This is a genomic window from Amphritea pacifica (genome assembly GCF_016924145.1).
Classification (GTDB): domain Bacteria; phylum Pseudomonadota; class Gammaproteobacteria; order Pseudomonadales; family Balneatricaceae; genus Amphritea; species Amphritea pacifica.
Genome location: NZ_JAFFZO010000010.1, coordinates 55,035 through 71,819, shown reverse-complemented (window position 1 = coordinate 71,819; position 16,785 = coordinate 55,035). Strand labels below are relative to the sequence as shown.

At 49.0% G+C, this 16,785-nt stretch carries 17 protein-coding genes; 10 read left to right on the top strand and 7 right to left on the bottom strand.

Annotated elements, in window-relative coordinates; all coding sequences use genetic code 11:
* Positions 1 to 88 precede the first annotated feature (88 nt).
* From efp to JW499_RS07145, 6 genes are all read left to right on the top strand, one after another.
* A complete protein-coding gene (efp, locus tag JW499_RS07170; protein ID WP_091362051.1) occupies positions 89 to 652 on the top strand; it encodes an elongation factor P in 564 nt (187 codons plus the stop codon).
* A 298-nt stretch (positions 653 to 950) separates the two neighbouring features.
* Positions 951 to 1,922, top strand: a complete 972-nt coding sequence (gene epmA, locus JW499_RS07165) for an EF-P lysine aminoacylase EpmA (RefSeq protein WP_205209956.1) — start codon at positions 951 to 953, stop codon at positions 1,920 to 1,922.
* 421 nt (positions 1,923 to 2,343) lie between these two features.
* Complete coding sequence (locus JW499_RS07160) at positions 2,344 to 3,195, top strand: hypothetical protein (protein WP_205209955.1); 852 nt, start codon at positions 2,344 to 2,346, stop codon at positions 3,193 to 3,195.
* Positions 3,196 to 3,350: 155 nt separating this feature from the next.
* Positions 3,351 to 3,785, top strand: a complete 435-nt coding sequence (locus tag JW499_RS07155; RefSeq protein WP_205209954.1) for a Panacea domain-containing protein — start codon at positions 3,351 to 3,353, stop codon at positions 3,783 to 3,785.
* A 1-nt stretch (position 3,786) separates the two neighbouring features.
* Positions 3,787 to 3,963 (top strand): hypothetical protein, encoded by a 177-nt coding sequence (locus JW499_RS07150; protein ID WP_205209953.1) that lies wholly within the window; start codon positions 3,787 to 3,789, stop codon positions 3,961 to 3,963.
* 43 nt (positions 3,964 to 4,006) lie between these two features.
* Complete coding sequence (locus JW499_RS07145; protein ID WP_205209952.1) at positions 4,007 to 4,384, top strand: hypothetical protein; 378 nt, start codon at positions 4,007 to 4,009, stop codon at positions 4,382 to 4,384.
* Between the two features lie 617 nt (positions 4,385 to 5,001).
* Here JW499_RS07145 and JW499_RS07140 read toward each other — a convergent pair.
* Positions 5,002 to 6,159 (bottom strand): MalY/PatB family protein, encoded by a 1,158-nt coding sequence (locus tag JW499_RS07140; protein WP_205209951.1) that lies wholly within the window; start codon positions 6,157 to 6,159, stop codon positions 5,002 to 5,004.
* A 246-nt stretch (positions 6,160 to 6,405) separates the two neighbouring features.
* Here JW499_RS07140 and JW499_RS07135 point away from each other — a divergent pair, with 246 nt between their 5' ends.
* The 4 genes from JW499_RS07135 to JW499_RS07120 are packed head-to-tail and all read left to right on the top strand — an operon-like array spanning position 6,406 to position 10,109.
* Complete coding sequence (locus JW499_RS07135) at positions 6,406 to 7,944, top strand: 2-isopropylmalate synthase (protein WP_091360664.1); 1,539 nt, start codon at positions 6,406 to 6,408, stop codon at positions 7,942 to 7,944.
* A 48-nt stretch (positions 7,945 to 7,992) separates the two neighbouring features.
* Entirely contained in the window at positions 7,993 to 8,928 is a 936-nt protein-coding gene (locus JW499_RS07130) for a uracil-DNA glycosylase family protein (protein WP_205209950.1), read from the top strand.
* The gene (rimI, locus tag JW499_RS07125) at positions 8,918 to 9,388 is read left to right on the top strand and encodes a ribosomal protein S18-alanine N-acetyltransferase (protein WP_205209949.1); all 471 of its coding nucleotides are present in this window, start codon (positions 8,918 to 8,920) and stop codon (positions 9,386 to 9,388) included. The genes JW499_RS07130 and rimI overlap by 11 nt, the downstream gene beginning before the upstream one ends.
* 52 nt (positions 9,389 to 9,440) lie before the next feature.
* Positions 9,441 to 10,109 carry an energy-coupling factor ABC transporter permease gene (locus JW499_RS07120; protein WP_205209948.1) on the top strand — a complete coding sequence of 223 codons (669 nt, stop codon included), beginning with the start codon at positions 9,441 to 9,443 and terminating at the stop codon, positions 10,107 to 10,109.
* A gap of 173 nt (positions 10,110 to 10,282) precedes the next feature.
* Here JW499_RS07120 and JW499_RS07115 read toward each other — a convergent pair whose 3' ends face one another.
* From JW499_RS07115 to JW499_RS07090, 6 genes are all read right to left on the bottom strand, one after another.
* The gene (locus tag JW499_RS07115) at positions 10,283 to 10,834 is read right to left on the bottom strand and encodes a response regulator transcription factor (RefSeq protein ID WP_205209947.1); all 552 of its coding nucleotides are present in this window, start codon (positions 10,832 to 10,834) and stop codon (positions 10,283 to 10,285) included.
* Entirely contained in the window at positions 10,824 to 12,098 is a 1,275-nt protein-coding gene (locus tag JW499_RS07110) for an ATP-binding protein (RefSeq protein ID WP_205209946.1), read from the bottom strand. Before JW499_RS07110 ends, JW499_RS07115 begins: the two co-directional genes overlap by 11 nt.
* A 196-nt stretch (positions 12,099 to 12,294) precedes the next feature.
* On the bottom strand, positions 12,295 to 13,047 hold the full coding sequence (locus JW499_RS07105) for a hypothetical protein (RefSeq protein ID WP_205209945.1): 753 nt from the start codon (positions 13,045 to 13,047) through the stop codon (positions 12,295 to 12,297).
* Between the two features lie 35 nt (positions 13,048 to 13,082).
* A complete protein-coding gene (locus JW499_RS07100; protein WP_205209944.1) occupies positions 13,083 to 14,147 on the bottom strand; it encodes a hypothetical protein in 1,065 nt (354 codons plus the stop codon).
* A gap of 51 nt (positions 14,148 to 14,198) precedes the next feature.
* Positions 14,199 to 15,260 (bottom strand): hypothetical protein, encoded by a 1,062-nt coding sequence (locus tag JW499_RS07095; protein WP_205209943.1) that lies wholly within the window; start codon positions 15,258 to 15,260, stop codon positions 14,199 to 14,201.
* Positions 15,257 to 16,768 carry a diaminopimelate decarboxylase family protein gene (locus JW499_RS07090; RefSeq protein ID WP_205209942.1) on the bottom strand — a complete coding sequence of 504 codons (1,512 nt, stop codon included), beginning with the start codon at positions 16,766 to 16,768 and terminating at the stop codon, positions 15,257 to 15,259. The genes JW499_RS07095 and JW499_RS07090 overlap by 4 nt, the downstream gene beginning before the upstream one ends.
* Between the last annotated feature and the right edge of the window lie 17 nt (positions 16,769 to 16,785).

Genomic DNA, 16,785 nt, shown 5'->3' with positions numbered 1-16,785 from the left:
ATTTGCTCGCATTCTCCTTTCAAGTAGAATGTGTGTCAATTTTGCGGTGGCAACAGTTCACCTGAGTCTAATCTAATTCGAGATCAATATGGCAAATTACCCATCCAACCAGTTTAAAAATGGCCTGAAAGTGATGATCGAGGGTGATCCTTGTTCAATGGTAGATGTTGAGTTCGTTAAACCAGGCAAAGGTCAGGCGTTTACCCGCGTTAAACTGAAAAACCTGATTACCGGGCGTACCTGGGAGCGCACCTTCAAATCGAATGAGACCGCTGAAAGTGCTGATGTTATGGATACCGATATGGAATATCTCTACTGTGATGGTGAGATGTGGCATTTCATGGATCCACAAAGCTATGAGCAGGTTGCTGCGGATAAAACCGCGGTTGGTGATGCCCATCAGTGGCTGAAAGAGCAGGACAAGTGTCTGGTGACCCTGTGGAATAACAATCCGATCTCGATTACACCCCCCAACTTTGTTGAGCTGGAAGTAACTGAGACGGATCCTGGCCTTAAGGGTGATACCGCCCAGGGCGGCTCTAAGCCAGCCAAACTTCAGTCGGGTGCCGTTGTGCGGGTGCCTCTGTTTATCGAACAGGGCGATATACTGAAGATCGATACTCGCAGTGGCGAGTACGTGTCCCGCGCTTAACAAATGGTTTGAACGCTATTGCGCTGGTGATAACCGGGCTCTTAACGCGTTTAATACATTTTCTACGATTCCAATGGCAGCCACGGCTGCCATTTTTATGTACAGGATGTACGGTATGCCGCGGGCGCAGGGATGCGCAAGAGCGGCGATGACAGGATGTACGGTATGCCGCGGGCGCAGGGATGCGCAAGAGCGGCGATGACAGGACGTACGGTATGCCGCGGGCGCAGGGATGCGCAAGAGCGGCGATGGTCAGGGATCTGTTTCTAAAGCCGTTTTTATTGAAGAGTAATCACCCATGAGTCAATTGTGGAGAGCGACAGCTCCGCTGAATAATCTGCGCAAGCGGGCGCAGATCTTTGCGCAGATCCGGGAGTTTTTTGCCACGCGTGATGTGCTGGAGGTGGAAACCCCCCTGATGACCTCTGCGGCAGTCAGTGATCCCTATATTGATACCATTGAGTGTCGCTACCATCCGCTACCGGGACAGCAGGAACAACCCCGCTATCTGCAAAGCTCGCCAGAGTATGCGATGAAACGACTGCTGGCATCCGGCAGCGGTGCGATCTACCAGATCTGTAAAGCGTTTCGTAATGGCGAGTGCGGCCGTCGGCATAACCCGGAATTTACCATGCTGGAATGGTATCGTCCCGGCTTTGATCATCATCAGCTGATGGATGAGGTTGAAGCGCTGGTAGGGCCGGTTATCGGTATGAAAGGGTTTCAGCGTATTAGCTATAGCGCGTTGTTTCGGCAATACCTGAAGCTCGATCTGCAAACAGCTACCGTGCAGGAGCTGGCAGCCATAACCCGTCAGCATATCGACATTAAAATGGAGGATGATAACCGCGACAACTGGCTGAATTTGCTGATGTCCCATGTCATAGAACCGCAGCTGGCCGATAAAGGCGCGGTGTTCGTTTATGATTACCCGGCCAGTCAGGCCGCCCTGTCACGGGTCGCTGAAGACCCGGATGGCCAGCCGGTGGCGTGTCGTTTCGAACTGTTTATCGCCGGAGTGGAATTAGCGAACGGCTACTACGAACTCACCGATGCGGCAGAGCAGGCAAAACGCTTTGCTAAGGATATCGCCCAAAGACAGACCGAGGGGTTACCGCTCAGACCGACTGACAGCTTGCTGGTGGACGCGCTTGAGTCAGGTATGCCTGAGTGTGCCGGCGTTGCAATGGGGCTGGACCGGTTGGTGATGTTAGCGCTGGGGACAGAGCAGATTAGTGACGTGATCGCTCTGCCGTTTGATCGGGCCTGAGAGGGGCAGTCGCTAGATCGCCGCTACGCGGCTGCTAGTTGTTAGAACGTCGCTTCGCGACTCGCTAGAAAAAGCAATGAAAAAACAGCAGTTGTAGTCATCAATAGGGTTACTAGGATATAGTTAAAACTAGTGGGTAACTGGAGTACCCGTATCGTAGTCTGTAATTTTGATTAACCTGCGCAGCGCTGGTAACTCAGACGGATATTCAGGATGAATACCATTGATCCTTTTTTCCTCTCTGGCAGCCCTTGCCTTTGCATATTTAGTCACATATTCCTGATACTTACGGCTTCTGCGATACATATTTTACCCATCCTTGGATTATAACGTACCTTGTAAGGTAGCAGAGCTTGCAAGCTTTAGAACCTTGCATGGGCACAATAATAAAGTTGTTATACGCTCGTAAGGAGTATCGAAATTGTCAGATGAATCAAATAAAAATCGTAGTGGTCTCTGGGATTGGGTTAAAGCCATTTCAACTTTGGCAATAGTTGGAGTCGTTTCTTACAAGATTTATTTAACTCCCATTGATTTAAAAGTTGATTTTCCAACACTGCTTTCTTTGCTTTTAGCTCTGTTTTCTGTTGGCCTAGCGGCTCTGTTCTATTTTAAAGCGACTGAAACTAGCAATACCTTTTATGACAATACTTATAATTTCACTAAAGATATTGCCCAATTATTAGTCAAAATGGAGAGTGGGTTTGGTGAAAGGCTAAGAAACCTTGATGAAGGCTATTCATCAATGCGGGAATCGTTGCAGCATTACAGAGAAAATCCGAATGAGAAAGTAGAAGAAACGAAGAAAAAAATTGAATCAGAAAAAACAGAAATGGATAAAGTAATTCAGGAGAGGAATCAAATTATTCAGCAGCTACTTGAGCGCTCTAATCTTCAAGAGGAAGAGAAATCTTCTATCACCGACCAGTTAAGTGAAAAAGAAATAGAGCTCGCTGAAGCGCAAAAAGAATTAGCAAGAATGAATAAACGCTTATTCATGGAACGTATGGAGCGGAAGCGTTCTAGACAATTGTCGCTTGAAATAGATCCTGGTGCCTTAGACTTTACTCAATCTCACGTTATTCGAAAGCTTGGTGTTGAAAGGGTGCTAAAAGCACCTCGTTCTTATGTTAAAAAGAAGTTTGACTCTCTAGCTAATGAATTACCTCGCCAGTATCTTGAAGACCTAGAGGGCGAAGGCCTGTTCGAAAATGGCTTAACCGACGAAGGTTATTACTTAATAAGAGAATTGGCTGAACGTGAACGCGTATAACAAGGCGCTGCTGCGGAAAATTTACTCGCTAGCGCTCCCAAATTTCCGCAGAGCGCGGCGTTATGTTTCTGTCCCACCGCAAATATGCCCACAATGTTCAAATATACAGTAAATGACTATAATGAGCGCAAAGATTGGTATTTTAGGAATTCAAAATGACTACTGAATTTGATGTGGCTCGATACATCCTTGAAAAACAAGGAGAAATGTCAGCCATGAAGCTTCAGAAGCTACTTTATTACAGTCAAGCTTGGTCAATGGTGTGGGATGAGCGTACGCTTTTTGATGCGGATTTCCAGGCTTGGGCAAACGGCCCCGTATTACCCTCAATCTATGATGTCCATCGCGGCCAATTTTTAGTTGACTCGTCTCTTTTTCGAAATGGGGATGCCTCTAACTTGGACGATGAGGCATCTGATACTGTGGATCAAGTTCTCAAGGTTTATGGTAATAAAACAGCTCAGTGGCTAAGTAATTTGACTCATGATGAAGCCCCTTGGAAAGATGCGAGAGGGGATTTGTCGCCAATGGATAGGTCAAACGTAGTTATTGAGAAAGGCCAAATTCACGAGTACTACTCAGGGTTGTAAGTTGGCTAAGGATAGAGAGTCCATCAAGGAAGAACGTAAGCTTGCTAAACAACGAAAGGCGCAACGCCTTGCTGATAAATATTCTGAGCTCTACAAAACGCCAAAGCAATTAAAGCAAAGGCAAGATATAGAACCTCCCAAAGTTCCTATCACTCCTGAGAAAAGAAACATTAACTAAATTACCTATCTTTAAAGAAAAGCCGTCCAATTACGACACTAAAATGACCTGGTGTACTGCCATTACTGATATTGAAGATGAATGGTCTTGGGGTGAGCATAGGCATTGGAGTGATGAAGAATGGGAAGGCGAAATTCTTCGTGAAATGGTTTCGTTGTCTGAGCTTACTTGGTCAGAAATTTCCCGTATGGAAACTGGGGAAGGTAAGAAGCGAAAAAGACGTAAGCGACATCATCCGCAAGAAATTTCTTCGATAACACAAGAAGCCCGGAAAAGGTGGAATGAACTAGATTTAAATCAATTCGATACTGCATATAGGTTTAGGCTGGGCGGCACCAAAAGAATTTGGGGGATTCAGTATGGCAGTCATTTCTATATGGTTTGGTATGAAAGGAATCACTTGATTTATCCTACATCATAAAACATAACAAGCGCATGTTGTTCGCCCCTGCGGGGCTGGGACCTTCGTTACGCTGCGCTTCACTACGGCCCCAAATGCGGGCGTTAGTGCGACAAGCGAAGCTTGTCACAACTTACAGGGTGAAAGTCCCTGTCGGGTAAGAGTTAGCCACTCACCCGTATCGAGTCTTGCGCGGTGCGCGGAGTCTGAGATTAGTGAGTCACTTTTATGCGTGAGGACGCAATCAGATGAACCACCACGGTGAAGCGTAGACAGAGAATTATGTAGGCCATAGGGGGGGCGTGCCCCTTGGACTTTAAGGGGTCAAAGCCTTTAGTTTTTGATGTTAATGTCCGCTTCGCATTGTGAAAAAATGTAGCAGTTATGGTTATACGCAGCTCCCACGTTATCTGCGCTTTTTCTAGCGAGTCGCGCAGCGACGTTCGAGCCACTAGCCAGCGGCGCAGCCGCGATCTAGTCACGGTATTTTTATGTCCGCTTTGTGTCGAAAGCGGATATCTGGTACCTATTCTTTTTCTAGCAAGTAAAACGAAGTTTTACGTCTAGCAAGGAAACGAAGTTTCCGTCTAGCCACTAGCTAGCGCGCAGCGACGTTCTAGCCACTCTCGCGAAGCGAGCTACCCTCCGGGTAGCTGACTTAACATCGCCCGGCGTATCCGGTCGACCGCTTCTATCAGCAGGCTGCGGGTGCAGCCAAAGTTGAGTCGCATAAAGCGGTCATCGCCAAAATCCCGCCCCGGAGACATGCCGACCCCTGCCTGTTCAAAGAAGTGGGCGGGGTTTTCCAGCTTGGCGGCGGAGACATCGATCCAGGCCAGGTAGGTGGCTTCCACCGGGTTGAGTCTGAGCCCTGGAATCTGATTGATCTCATGCATCAGGTAGTCGCGGTTGCCTTTGAGGTAATCCAGTTGCTGCTGATGCCACTGTGCTCCCTCTTTGTAGGCGGCCATTGTCGCGGTATAACCGAGCAGGTTGACGTCCGGCACGATCCCTTTACGCACCTGTTGAAACTGTTTGCGTAACCGGGTATCGGGGATGATGGCAAAAGAGCAGCCTAAGCCAGCAATATTAAAGGTTTTGCTGGGGGCCATCAGGGTGATGCTGTGGTTTGCTATCTCGTGGTTCAGCGAGGCCAGGGGGATATGTTTCAACCCCGGCTCCATAATCAGATCACAGTGGATCTCATCAGAACAGATGGTCAGTCCGTGTTTAAGGCAGAGATCTGCCAGTTGCAGCAGTTCCTCTTTACGGTAGACGGTGCCCCCCGGATTATGCGGATTACAGAACAGCAATAGTGTGGTGCTATCGGTAATCGATTGCTCCAGTGCGTCGAAATCGATCAGCCAGCGCTGCTGTTGTTCAATCATGGGCACAGTGATCAGGCGCCGGTCGGATAAGCGGGGTGCGGACATAAAGGGGGGGTAGATCGGTTTGGCAGTGGCGACCTCGTCCTGGCTGGCCCCGACGCTGCGACAGGCCAGATTGAGACCACACACCAGCCCTGGCAGCCAGACCAGCCACTCTTCCTGAATGCTCCAGTTATAGAGTGTTTGCATCCGCTCAATAATCAGCTGGCTGAGCTCTGCGGGAGTGTTGGTATAGCCGAAGATGCCATGGTCGACCCGGGCCTGCAGTGCCTCTATCACTGCGGGGGGTGCCATAAAGTCGGTATCGGCGACCCACATTGGCAGGATATCGGTGTCGCGGTATTTCTCCCATTTTTGGCTGGAAGTTGTATGGCGGTCTACAGGTTGATCGAAATGATCATAGCTCATCGGCTGAATCCCTTTAGTTGAGAGGCTGACAGGGGCTTATTTGTATGTCATTAAGTTGCAAATAGCCATCAGGAAGTTATATTACTCTGTATCAGATAATATAGTGGATATGGCCTTAATTTTCCGGCAATTTTTTGACTGTAGCGTTACAGTCCCGCCCGCTGCCGATCCCTTTTCCAACTAATCAATACAGCTTGTTTGCCGCACCTTAGAGAGTCGCAGCCAATCAGTTCCCGGAGTCCGCTCATGACCGATAATAACCGTGTAATTATTTTTGATACCACTCTGCGTGATGGCGAGCAGAGCCCCGGTGCTTCGATGACCCGCGAAGAGAAGCTGCGTATAGCTAAACAGCTGGAAAAAATGCAGGTGGATGTGATTGAAGCGGGTTTTGCGATCGCCTCACCGGGGGATTTTGCCTCAGTTAAAGCGATTGCCGACACCATAAAAGACAGTACGGTGTGTTCTTTGTCACGGGCACTGGATGCCGATATTGATCGCGCGGGTGAAGCGCTGGTGAATGCCAATTCCGGCCGTATCCACACCTTTATTGCCACCTCGCCGATCCATATGAAGTATAAGTTGCAGATGGACCCGGACAAAGTGGTGGAGCAGGCAGTCTATGCCGTTAAGCGGGCGCGAAACCTGATCAGTGATGTGGAGTTCTCGCTGGAGGATGCCAGCCGTTCTGAGCTGGATTTTATGTGCCGCATTATCGAGAAGGTGATCGATGCTGGTGCCCGCACGATTAATATTCCCGATACGGTGGGATATGCCGTGCCGGAAGAGTTTGGCCATACGATTCAGCAGCTGTTACAACGGATCCCCAACGCCGATAAAGCGGTGTTTTCGGTTCACTGCCACAACGACCTGGGGCTGGCGGTCGCCAACTCGCTGGCAGCGGTGAGTGCCGGAGCCCGGCAGGTGGAATGTACTATTAACGGTCTGGGTGAACGGGCGGGTAACGCTTCTCTGGAAGAGGTGGTTATGGCGCTGCGCACCCGTCAGGATGTGCTGGGGCTGCATACCGGTATCAATACCACGCAGATCGTGCCTGCCTCACGGCTGGTCTCCAGTGTGACCGGTTTTCCGGTGCAGCCGAATAAGGCGATTGTGGGGGCTAATGCGTTTGCTCATGAATCCGGTATCCATCAGGATGGTGTGCTGAAGCACCGGGAAACCTATGAGATTATGACCGCTCAGGATGTCGGCTGGAACGCCAATAAGATGGTGATGGGCAAGCACTCCGGTCGCAGTGCTTTCCGGGCTCGTCTGGAAGAGCTGGGCACTACTTTTGAGTCTGATGCTGAACTGAATACTGCGTTTGCCCGGTTTAAAGATCTGGCGGATAAAAAACATGAGATTTTCGATGAGGATCTGCAGGCGCTGGTGAGCGATACCCGTGCATCCCATTACGAGAAGTTTAAGCTCAGCAGTCTCTCGGTGACTTCCCAGACCGGCGAAGTGCCGGTTGCTAAAGTGACGGTCGTGGTTAGCGACGCTGAACACACCGCCGAAGCTGAGGGCAGTGGTCCGGTGGATGCGGCATTTAAAGCGATTGCCTCGCTGGTTGGGTCGGATGCCAGCCTGGAACTGTATTCTGTCAATGCGATCACCAGCGGCACCGATTCCCAGGGCGAGGTGACTGTGCGGCTGGAGAAGGGGGGGCGTATCGTTAATGGGCTGGGAGCGGATACCGATATTATCATCGCTTCGGCTAAAGCCTATATCCATGCGTTGAATATGCTTGAATCCACCGAAGAGAAAGCTCATCCGCAGGTTTAACTGACGCGTAAATTTCAGTTATCAGTTCAGGGTAAAGGGAACAGCATAATGGAGCAGTCGCTACGAAATCAGTATCTGGAAACGCTGGGCATTGTCAGTTGGCTGCCCCGTCGACAGCTCCCCGGTGCCCGTCCCACCCCGGACTGGGTGTGGGAGTACTGCTGGCCGCAGCCTGCAACTGCGGCTGATGTTGCTACCACGGCATCTGCCCCAATCCTTAAACCGGCGGATCGCGCTCATGCTGCTAAACAGGCCCGGGCTGAGCTGAGTGCCAGTTTTGGGGCTGAGCAGAAACCGGCATCAGCCGGTAATGCGCCTGCAACCGCTGCGCCAGCAAGGCCTGAGGTAGAGGTGCCCCCAACTGCGCCTTCAGAAGCGGTTCCTGTAACTGCGGTGGCGGATATAACCCTCTCTGAATCGGTGGATATCGATCTCCCCGATCCCGCCGCACAGACTGAGCAGAAACCGTTTAAGCTGGCCTTTATGGTATATCAGGACTGCCTGGTCATCGATTCTCTGCCGCCGGTGTCAGTGTCTGCGCGGGCGCAGCTGAACAGCGGGCAGGCCGATGCTCATCACCAGATTCTACTCGATAAAATTCTGCGCTCTATCGGTCTTAGCGGCGGTAGTGCGGCTGAGTTTTATACCCTGCCCTGGCCGATGTTTGCCAGCAAATCGCTGGATCAGGGGGCTGAACAGGCTCGCCTCACCGTGCAGCATAAACTGAAGAAAAGTTTGCAAAAGAATCCGGTGAGTACTGTGTTACTGCTGGGTGAGTCTGCCGCCCAGATGGTGCTGGAACGGACTGAGCCGCTGGATCAGTTGCGCGGTATGCTGTTCAGTCTGCGCTCCAGCGTTAAAACCCTGGCCTCTGCCAGCCTTACCGAGATGATGATGGTGCCGGGCTGCAAGCGGGAGGTGTGGCAGGATCTGCAGCCGCTGCTCGATCATCTGGAAAAACAACCGGCTGGCGATGAGCGATAATCACCTGCGACCGCTTAAGGTCGACGATCTGTCGCAGCTGTCAGAGCTGCAGACCCTGTGTTTCGCTTCCCCCTGGTCTGAAACTCAGTTACACACGTATCTGTCTGGTCAGCGATATCGTTGTTATGGTGTATGGCAGGAGAGGCGACTGACAGGGTTTGCTCTGCTGTCAACGGTTCTGGATGAGGCTGAGTTGCTGCAGATCGGCGTGCGTCCTGTGTGCCGTGGCCAGGGGCTGGCGACTGAGCTGATGCACTATGTTCATGAGCAGCTTCACAACGACGATATTCACCGGAATATGCTCGAGGTGCGCCGCTCTAACGAGGCCGCCCGCAGACTCTATCTGCGGCTGGGTTATACAGAAGATGGTATTCGTAAAGGCTATTATCCAAGCGGGAATGGCAGTGAAGATGCTATTTTAATGAGCTGTAACAATCTTATTTTACCGTCAGCGCGCTAAACTCGACAGAACTCACTGATTAGAGAGTCTACTCAAGGGATTCGGCAACGTCATGAATTTAACCACAGACCTGATCACCGGCTTCTGGTTCTGGTTTGCCCAGGCCGGCTATTTTCTGTTGCTGGGGCTGGCGATATGGTCTGCGCCCTGGTCGACGCTCGTCAGTAACCGGCAGCTGCAACATCTGTTTCTGGGAACGACCGTCGGGCTGATGATTTTATGGCAGATGCGGGCCGGTATCTCGCCCGGACTGGGTATCCATTTTCTCGGGGTGACGGTGCTTACCCTGATGTTTGGCTGGGATCTGGCGATTCTGTCCGCCAGTCTGGCACTGTTGGGGACTACCCTGATCGGGCGGGAGGGCTGGGACGGCTTCGCGGTGAACGGGCTCTGCACCGTCGTCATTCCTTCGCTGGTTAGCTATTATATTCTGCGTCAGGTTGAAGCACGACTGCCACCTAACTTTTTTGTCTATCTGTTTCTCTGTGCTTTTTTGGGAGCGGGGGCGGCGACCCTCGCTGGCGGGCTGAGCATGGGGTTTCTGTTGTGGATCAGTGACGTTTACAGCAGTGATAAGATCTATAGCGAGTATATACAGATACTGCCACTTATTGTCTTTCCTGAGGGGCTGCTCAACGGCATCATCATGACCGGGATGATGGTGTTCTATCCTGACTGGATCCGCACCTTCGACGCCAAAAAATATATTGATGATCAGTAAAGCAATCTGGCTGGATTGTCACAAAAAGCTTTAAAAACCGTTGCTCGTTGCTCGACGTCACTTGTTCGTTGTTCGATAAAAGCCTTCTTTGTATTTGTAGGAGCGGCTTCCAGCCGCGAGAATATATGAAAATATTCATTCGCGGCTGGAAGCCGCTCCTACAACGAGCAACGTTAATGCTCTTCCCTGACCGGGCGCTTTTGTAGTTTACGCTGCAGGGTGCGCCGGTGCATGCCCAGGGCGCGGGCGGTAGCCGAGATGTTGCCATCATGTTCTGTCAGCACTTTCTGAATATGTTCCCACTCCAGTCGTCCTACGGACATAGGTTTATCGGCAATTTCAATATCCGGGTCCGGCTCTGTAGTGTTCAATTTTGCGAGAATCTGGTCGGTATCGGCAGGCTTGGCGAGATAATCGGTAGCCCCCAGCTTGATCGCTTCAACCGCCGTAGAGATACTGGCATAGCCGGTCAGAATCAGAATTCTGATATCGGGGTTAAGTGCTTTCAGACGGGGAATCAGGGTGATGCCTGAGGCACCATCCATCTTCAGGTCCAGAGTGGCAAGATCCGGGGTAAAGGTTTGTAACATCTCCAGAGCCTGTTCTGCTGAACCGGCCACCGCCGTCTCATAACCCCGTCGTTTAATTGCCCGGCTTAATACCCGGGAGAACGTCTCGTCATCATCAACAATCAGAAAACGCAAAGCTGACGAATTAGTATCCATTGTTATGCCCCTCTTTAATGACCGGTAGTTTAACTTCGGTCAGTGTCCCCCCTTCTGGGTGATTAAACAGCCGGACCTCTCCGCCATAGCTGTCCAGTGCGCTGGCAGTCAGAAACAGTCCTATGCCCAGCCCTTTACCTTTGGTGGTGATAAACGGGCTGCCCAGTTGTTCCGCCTGCTCCAGAGGTATCCCCGGCCCCTGATCCAGAATAGTAAAGAGTATCTGTTGTGAATCAGACGATACCTCGATCTGCAGCGGCTTATCCGATGCATCAGCAGCATTATTCAACAGATTAATAAACGCCTGTTGCAGAGGGATAGAGCTGAGTATGACCGGATTACCACTGACGTTGATCACCGGGGGATTAAAGCGTGCAGTGGGGCGCATCAGCAACCAGCGGTCCAGAATTTCAGCGAAAAATTGTGCGGCAGGCAGTGCGCGGGACTCCTGCTGCTCCTGCCTGACTGATTCCGCCAGGTGTTTCAGACGATCGGAACAGTTTTCCACCTGAGCCTGCAGGATCTCAATATCCTCCAGCAGTTCCTGATCTCCACTGTGATCAAGTTTAATCTCATGCAGCAGGACCCGCATGGTGGCCAGCGGTGTTCCCATCTCATGGGCTGTACCGGCGGCCATGGTGGCCAGAGAGAGCAACTGCTGATTGCGCAGGTTGGATTCTCTCGCACGATTCAGGCTCAGCTCCTGACGCTGCAGATTCTCGCGGATATTCACAACAAACCAGGTGATCAGAATTGCCGTGAGAATAAAGTTAACCCACATCCCGGCAAGGTGCAGATTCAACAGTGCATCGGCCTGATGCTGATGCCCCGTATCCGGCAGGTTGATGGGGATAAAAAAGCGCATCAGCAGAGAGTAGCTGATGGTCACCATCAGTGCAGTCAGCCAGGTGTATTGTCGCGGCAGTGAGGTTGCGCTGATAATCAGGGGGATCAGCAGCAGTGCGGAGAAGGGGTTGCCCACGCCACCCATCTGATATAACAAGCAGACATAAAACGCGATGTCTGCAACCAGCTGAAAGAAAAACTCCAGCTGTGTCAGGGGCATGGGGGAGCGCAGCCGCAGGAGTGATAACAGGTTAAGCAACGCCATCGCCAGCAGCGCAAACGCGATCAGCCAGAAATTAAGTGTGACATGCAGGCCAAAAAACAGGTACAGCAACAACCCGCTCTGGCCGAAAATAGTGACCGTACGGATATAACTGAGCTGCAATAGCTGATGGCGGGTGTTGCTGGTGTAGTTCATAGCGCTAGCTTGGCAGAAAGCAGAATTATAACCAAGCGCCTTAAGTCATGAATGTGGCAGATTGTCGCAGTGGGTTAGATGTCGGAGTTAAGGTTATAAATGGATACGAGTTGCCGGCATCCAATCAGCAAGTTGTCAGATAGCGGCGTGTTTGCTGATTTGATACAAGTCCCTGGAAGTCTGAAAGCAGAATAAATTAGAAAAAACTGTGTTCAAATCTGCTTCGAGTAAGAAACTTGCCTGTTGCAGTAAGAATGTAATCCCGTAACTCAAACAGGGTCGGTTCGCGAAAATATTGGCCATGCATTGCGTTAAGTATCCCAATACCCCAATCGCCTTTTCTTTTCTGAAAAATAGGTAAAGGTTCAATTTCGCAATTAAATGGATTGAAAGTACTATCTTCACCGAACATCATAAACATAGGCCCGTCGTATTGTTTACGGGGTACATAGTCTAGAGTGATCAGCAGGGGCTCGTACCCTGTCTTTTCTTTTATGCGTATCGCCAGCGACTCAGCAATTGGTGCCCCCTGGCAGTTACCTCCGATAATCATATCACTGTGAATTAATTGTATCTGTTCCAGCGTGTTTAAATAACGACCGACTAAGTGCTCATGAAATCGGGTTTTAAACCACCATTTTTGAGTCAATAAATGCGCAGATGTCCCAGCGCAAAGTGATATGGTTTCAGGAAGTTGTCTATTTAGTAGTAGGGGCTCAGACCAATTGTTAAAACACCAGAAAATAGTGTTTTCCCCTGGGGTTTTACTGAATAACAAGAGTTCGTCGTAAGTACCATCTGCAAATTTTTCGACTTTTTCCCGCTCGCAAAGAAGGTTTTCGATACCAATATCGAATTGATGGCGCTCCTTGTCGTTGAGAGAGGGTATGATAACTGATTCAGGTATATAGCCCCAGCGCGTATAAGCATTTAGTTTTTTAATCTGCATTATGTCTTTCTGGTATATGTAAGCTGTTCGATTTATTAGCTAAACGGGTACTTCTGTGAAATCAAATTTATTAAGTTTTTGCATACATCTACCTTATCCCCTACCCATGGATAATAATAGGGTGATAAGCCTGGATTGGCATTTAACTCAATAAGCCAGTAATTATCATCAGAGGCCGGCTGGCTTTTATCTTTAATGACAATATCGACCCCAGAGTAGTAAAGTCCAGGTACTGATTTGCAGGCTTTAGCAACAATTTCCAGGTAATCAGGGTGTATCTCTTCTGGGGCAATTAAGATGGTATCAGCTGCTTCTGAATGACCCGCAGATGAGCGTAAGAATACCCGGCTGTTTTTCGCAGGTACAGATGATGGACTATAGCCTTGTGCTTCAAGAAAGTGATTGATATGACTATCAATTTCAACAGTAGGGTGGGTGACCAGATTGCGCTTACGCCGTTGTTGATTCTTCTCGTCTAATAGGGTGCTTATGGATCTGTGGCCATCACCAACGACACTCAGCGGTATCCCCTGTCTGATCGCTATAACGTTGGGTTCAACGTAAAAAAAACGGAAATGTTCACCTTCAACATGCTCCTCAATAACAATATTGACGTAATTCTCGGCAACATAGTCCAAGGCGCGCTTATACTGCTCAAAAGATACAATTGAGGATGTTACGCAATGCCCCATGCGCCCGTTGTTTGGCTTAACACATAAGGGGTATGCTCTTTGTTCAAAATAATCCAGTGCTTGTTTCAGGTTTCTGCGGCGAAATTTTTCACCCCTTGGAACATTAATATTATTCGCTCTTAGATGTTCCTTGGTTAAATGCTTATCTGCGACTAAAAGTGATGAGAGGTAATTAATATTTCTTCCCAAAGTCCTCTGGCTGCCTTTGTCTGAATCGAGCAAGACTCCACTTTTGTAGAGAAAAGCGTGTCCATTAACCTTAAAGCGTACCCAATGGGCTTGTTTAGAATCGTTTTGCCTTATTACGACCGTCTTAATCTCAAAATCAATCCCGTTGTTGTATAATGAACGGGCCAGAGATTCAGCATGTTGATCTAATTTATTCAGCTCGTCTGGTGCAATGCGCATTTGCTTATTCCAGTGGTAAGTATTTATGTGAGCCTGTTCTGTAAGAATAATTTATCTGAACGGAAATCGTTCAATCATCATATCGATGGTCAAGCCCGCCACATCAACGACTTTGCCTTTCCAGGGATAGTAGAATGGGATGAAAGCCGGATCGGAGTTGAGTTCAAGAATCCAATAATTATTATCTGTTGCTGGCTGAGTGACATCTCTTATCACAATATCCACCCCCGAGAAATGTAATCCAGGCACTGACTGGCAGGCCCTGGCTACAATATTTAAATAATCAGGGTGAACCTCATCTTTATCCAGTAAGATCGTGTCTGCTCCCTCAGGGTATCCAGCGGAAGAGCGTAAAAAGACTCGTTCGCCGGATGGTAGTACTGATTCGATTGTCAGATTCTGTGCTTTGAGGTATTCGATTATCTTGTTGTCTATGGCAACTTCAGGATGAGTGATCAGTGCTCTTTTGCGTCGTTCTTTATTCTTTTGCTCAAGCAATTCAGCAATTGTACATTGCCCATCACCGACAACACTTAAAGGGACACCCCGCCTAACTCCAATAACCTCTGGCTCAACATAGAAAAAGCGAAAGTGCTCACCTTCAACGTGTTCCTCTGCAACAATGTGAACAAATTCGTCCGCTACGGCATGTATTGCCTGTTCATATCGTTCGTAACTTGAGATAGCGGAAGTCACGCAGCGACCTCTGTTACCACTATTGGGTTTTACACAGATCAGCCCTGATAATTGTTTGTAATAACTGAGAGCTTTTTGTAGATCTCTGCGGCGGAATTTCTCTCCCCTCGGTGTATTAATACCCTGTTTTCTGAGGAGTGTTTTCGTTGCATGCTTATCGGCAACAATAAGTTGCGCCTGCTGGTTGATCTTTTTACCGGTATCATTCCAGCGGCCTTTTCCCGGCTCAAAGAATATGCTTTTTCTATATACAAGATCCTGCCCGTTTATCTTGAAACACAACCAATGTAATGGTTCACTATCGGTGTTAGTGGTATTGATGTGCCATTCAATTGAGCGATCTTCGAGGGCAAGAGCTATAAAGTAGGCATGAGGATCAGCTTCAAGTAGCGCAAGCTTTTTATTCAGATGATTCATAGGCTAACGTGATTCTTGGTTGTATATTCGCGGACTGACAGTGAAGTGTCTGGCGTACCAAATACATCGACGAAACTTTCTTTTTCGCGCCAGATTTCAACTGCCCCGTTTTGTAATATTGCGACTTTTGCCGGTTTGGGATAACCGCAGCTATGAGAGGCAAAGTGGTCGGCGCTATACCCTCCGGTATGATAGATCACCAAGGCGTCTCCGCGTTCAGGCAATCTGTTAAGCGTCACTTTATTTTTGCTAATCATATCGCCAGTAAAGCATAACCTTCCTGCAAGAAATACTTCTCGTTCGCTATCACCGGGTCTTGGCGGAATGACTTGAGCTGGAAACATATCCGGTGCAATCAGATTGGTGCTGTGATTGTTTATGCCCAGGTCTAGCATAACCAGGTCGTGGTTCATCACTGATTTTGTTCCCATTACTTCGCAAACAGTGATTCCTGATGGAGCCATCATAGAGCGTCCGGGTTCGACAATCAGTCTGGGTGTCCCAAGATTGTTTAACGTTTCAAGAGGACTGACTCCGTTACTCATTGGGGTCTGTAATACATGGTTTAGCATTGCGGCACCGGGATAGTCGGTCCAATATGCTTTGCCCTGCCATTTCTGTTCACGGCTGGTTGTCGATGCTAAGCGAAGATATTCAAAACCATAACCTAAACCATTCCAGGTAACGTCAGTAGTACTGTTCACGTTATTGATTATCTGTTTATAAAGCCTGTCCTGGAATTGTTGCGCGTTATCTGCATCGATAAACTGAGCAGGAAACCCTCCGCCAATGTTGATCATAGACACATCCAGCTGGTTTCTGTTCGCTATGCTGATCAGTGCAAATAAACATTCGAATAACCGTGTGAACACCTCGGGCTTGCATAACTGCGTACCAATGTGGGCGCTGATTCCTAGGAAACGCAGTTCATCTGACTTGTCTACCAGCTTGAACAGAGCCTCAGCCTCATCAATATGAAAGCCAAACTTTGTCCAGTCTGCGGCAGTAGATTGATCATCGGCTGTAAAGCCCGCCAGTGGCATACCGCTAAAACGCAATAATATATTTGCTCTCTTATGGTGCTCCTGGCAAACCCTGCGTAATGCATCTAGCTCATCAGCGTTGTCCACCACTATTAAGGCATCATTTTCAACAGCTAACTCAAGATAAAAATTGGTTTTTGCATTGCCATTACAAGTAATCAGGTTACCTGTAATCCCTTCCTGTAATGCAGCCTGGAGTTCATATTCTGACGCACAATCTGCTCCCAAACCGAGAGTCGATGCTGCGCGGAGTGCACCTCTGCATGGATTTGATTTAACTGCAAACGCTATCTGTAAGGGAGGATACAGCTTGTTTGATATTGCCTGGTACTGGCTTACCTGTCGGGCCATCTCTTCAACAAAGAAAATATGCAGGGGCTGGCCAAAGGTTGCCAGCAGGTCATTTATCAGCGCTTGATGTTTGTCCATTTGGGCATCAAGGTAAGTAGTTGTAGCGTCAGACATATTATGGTTACCCTGTT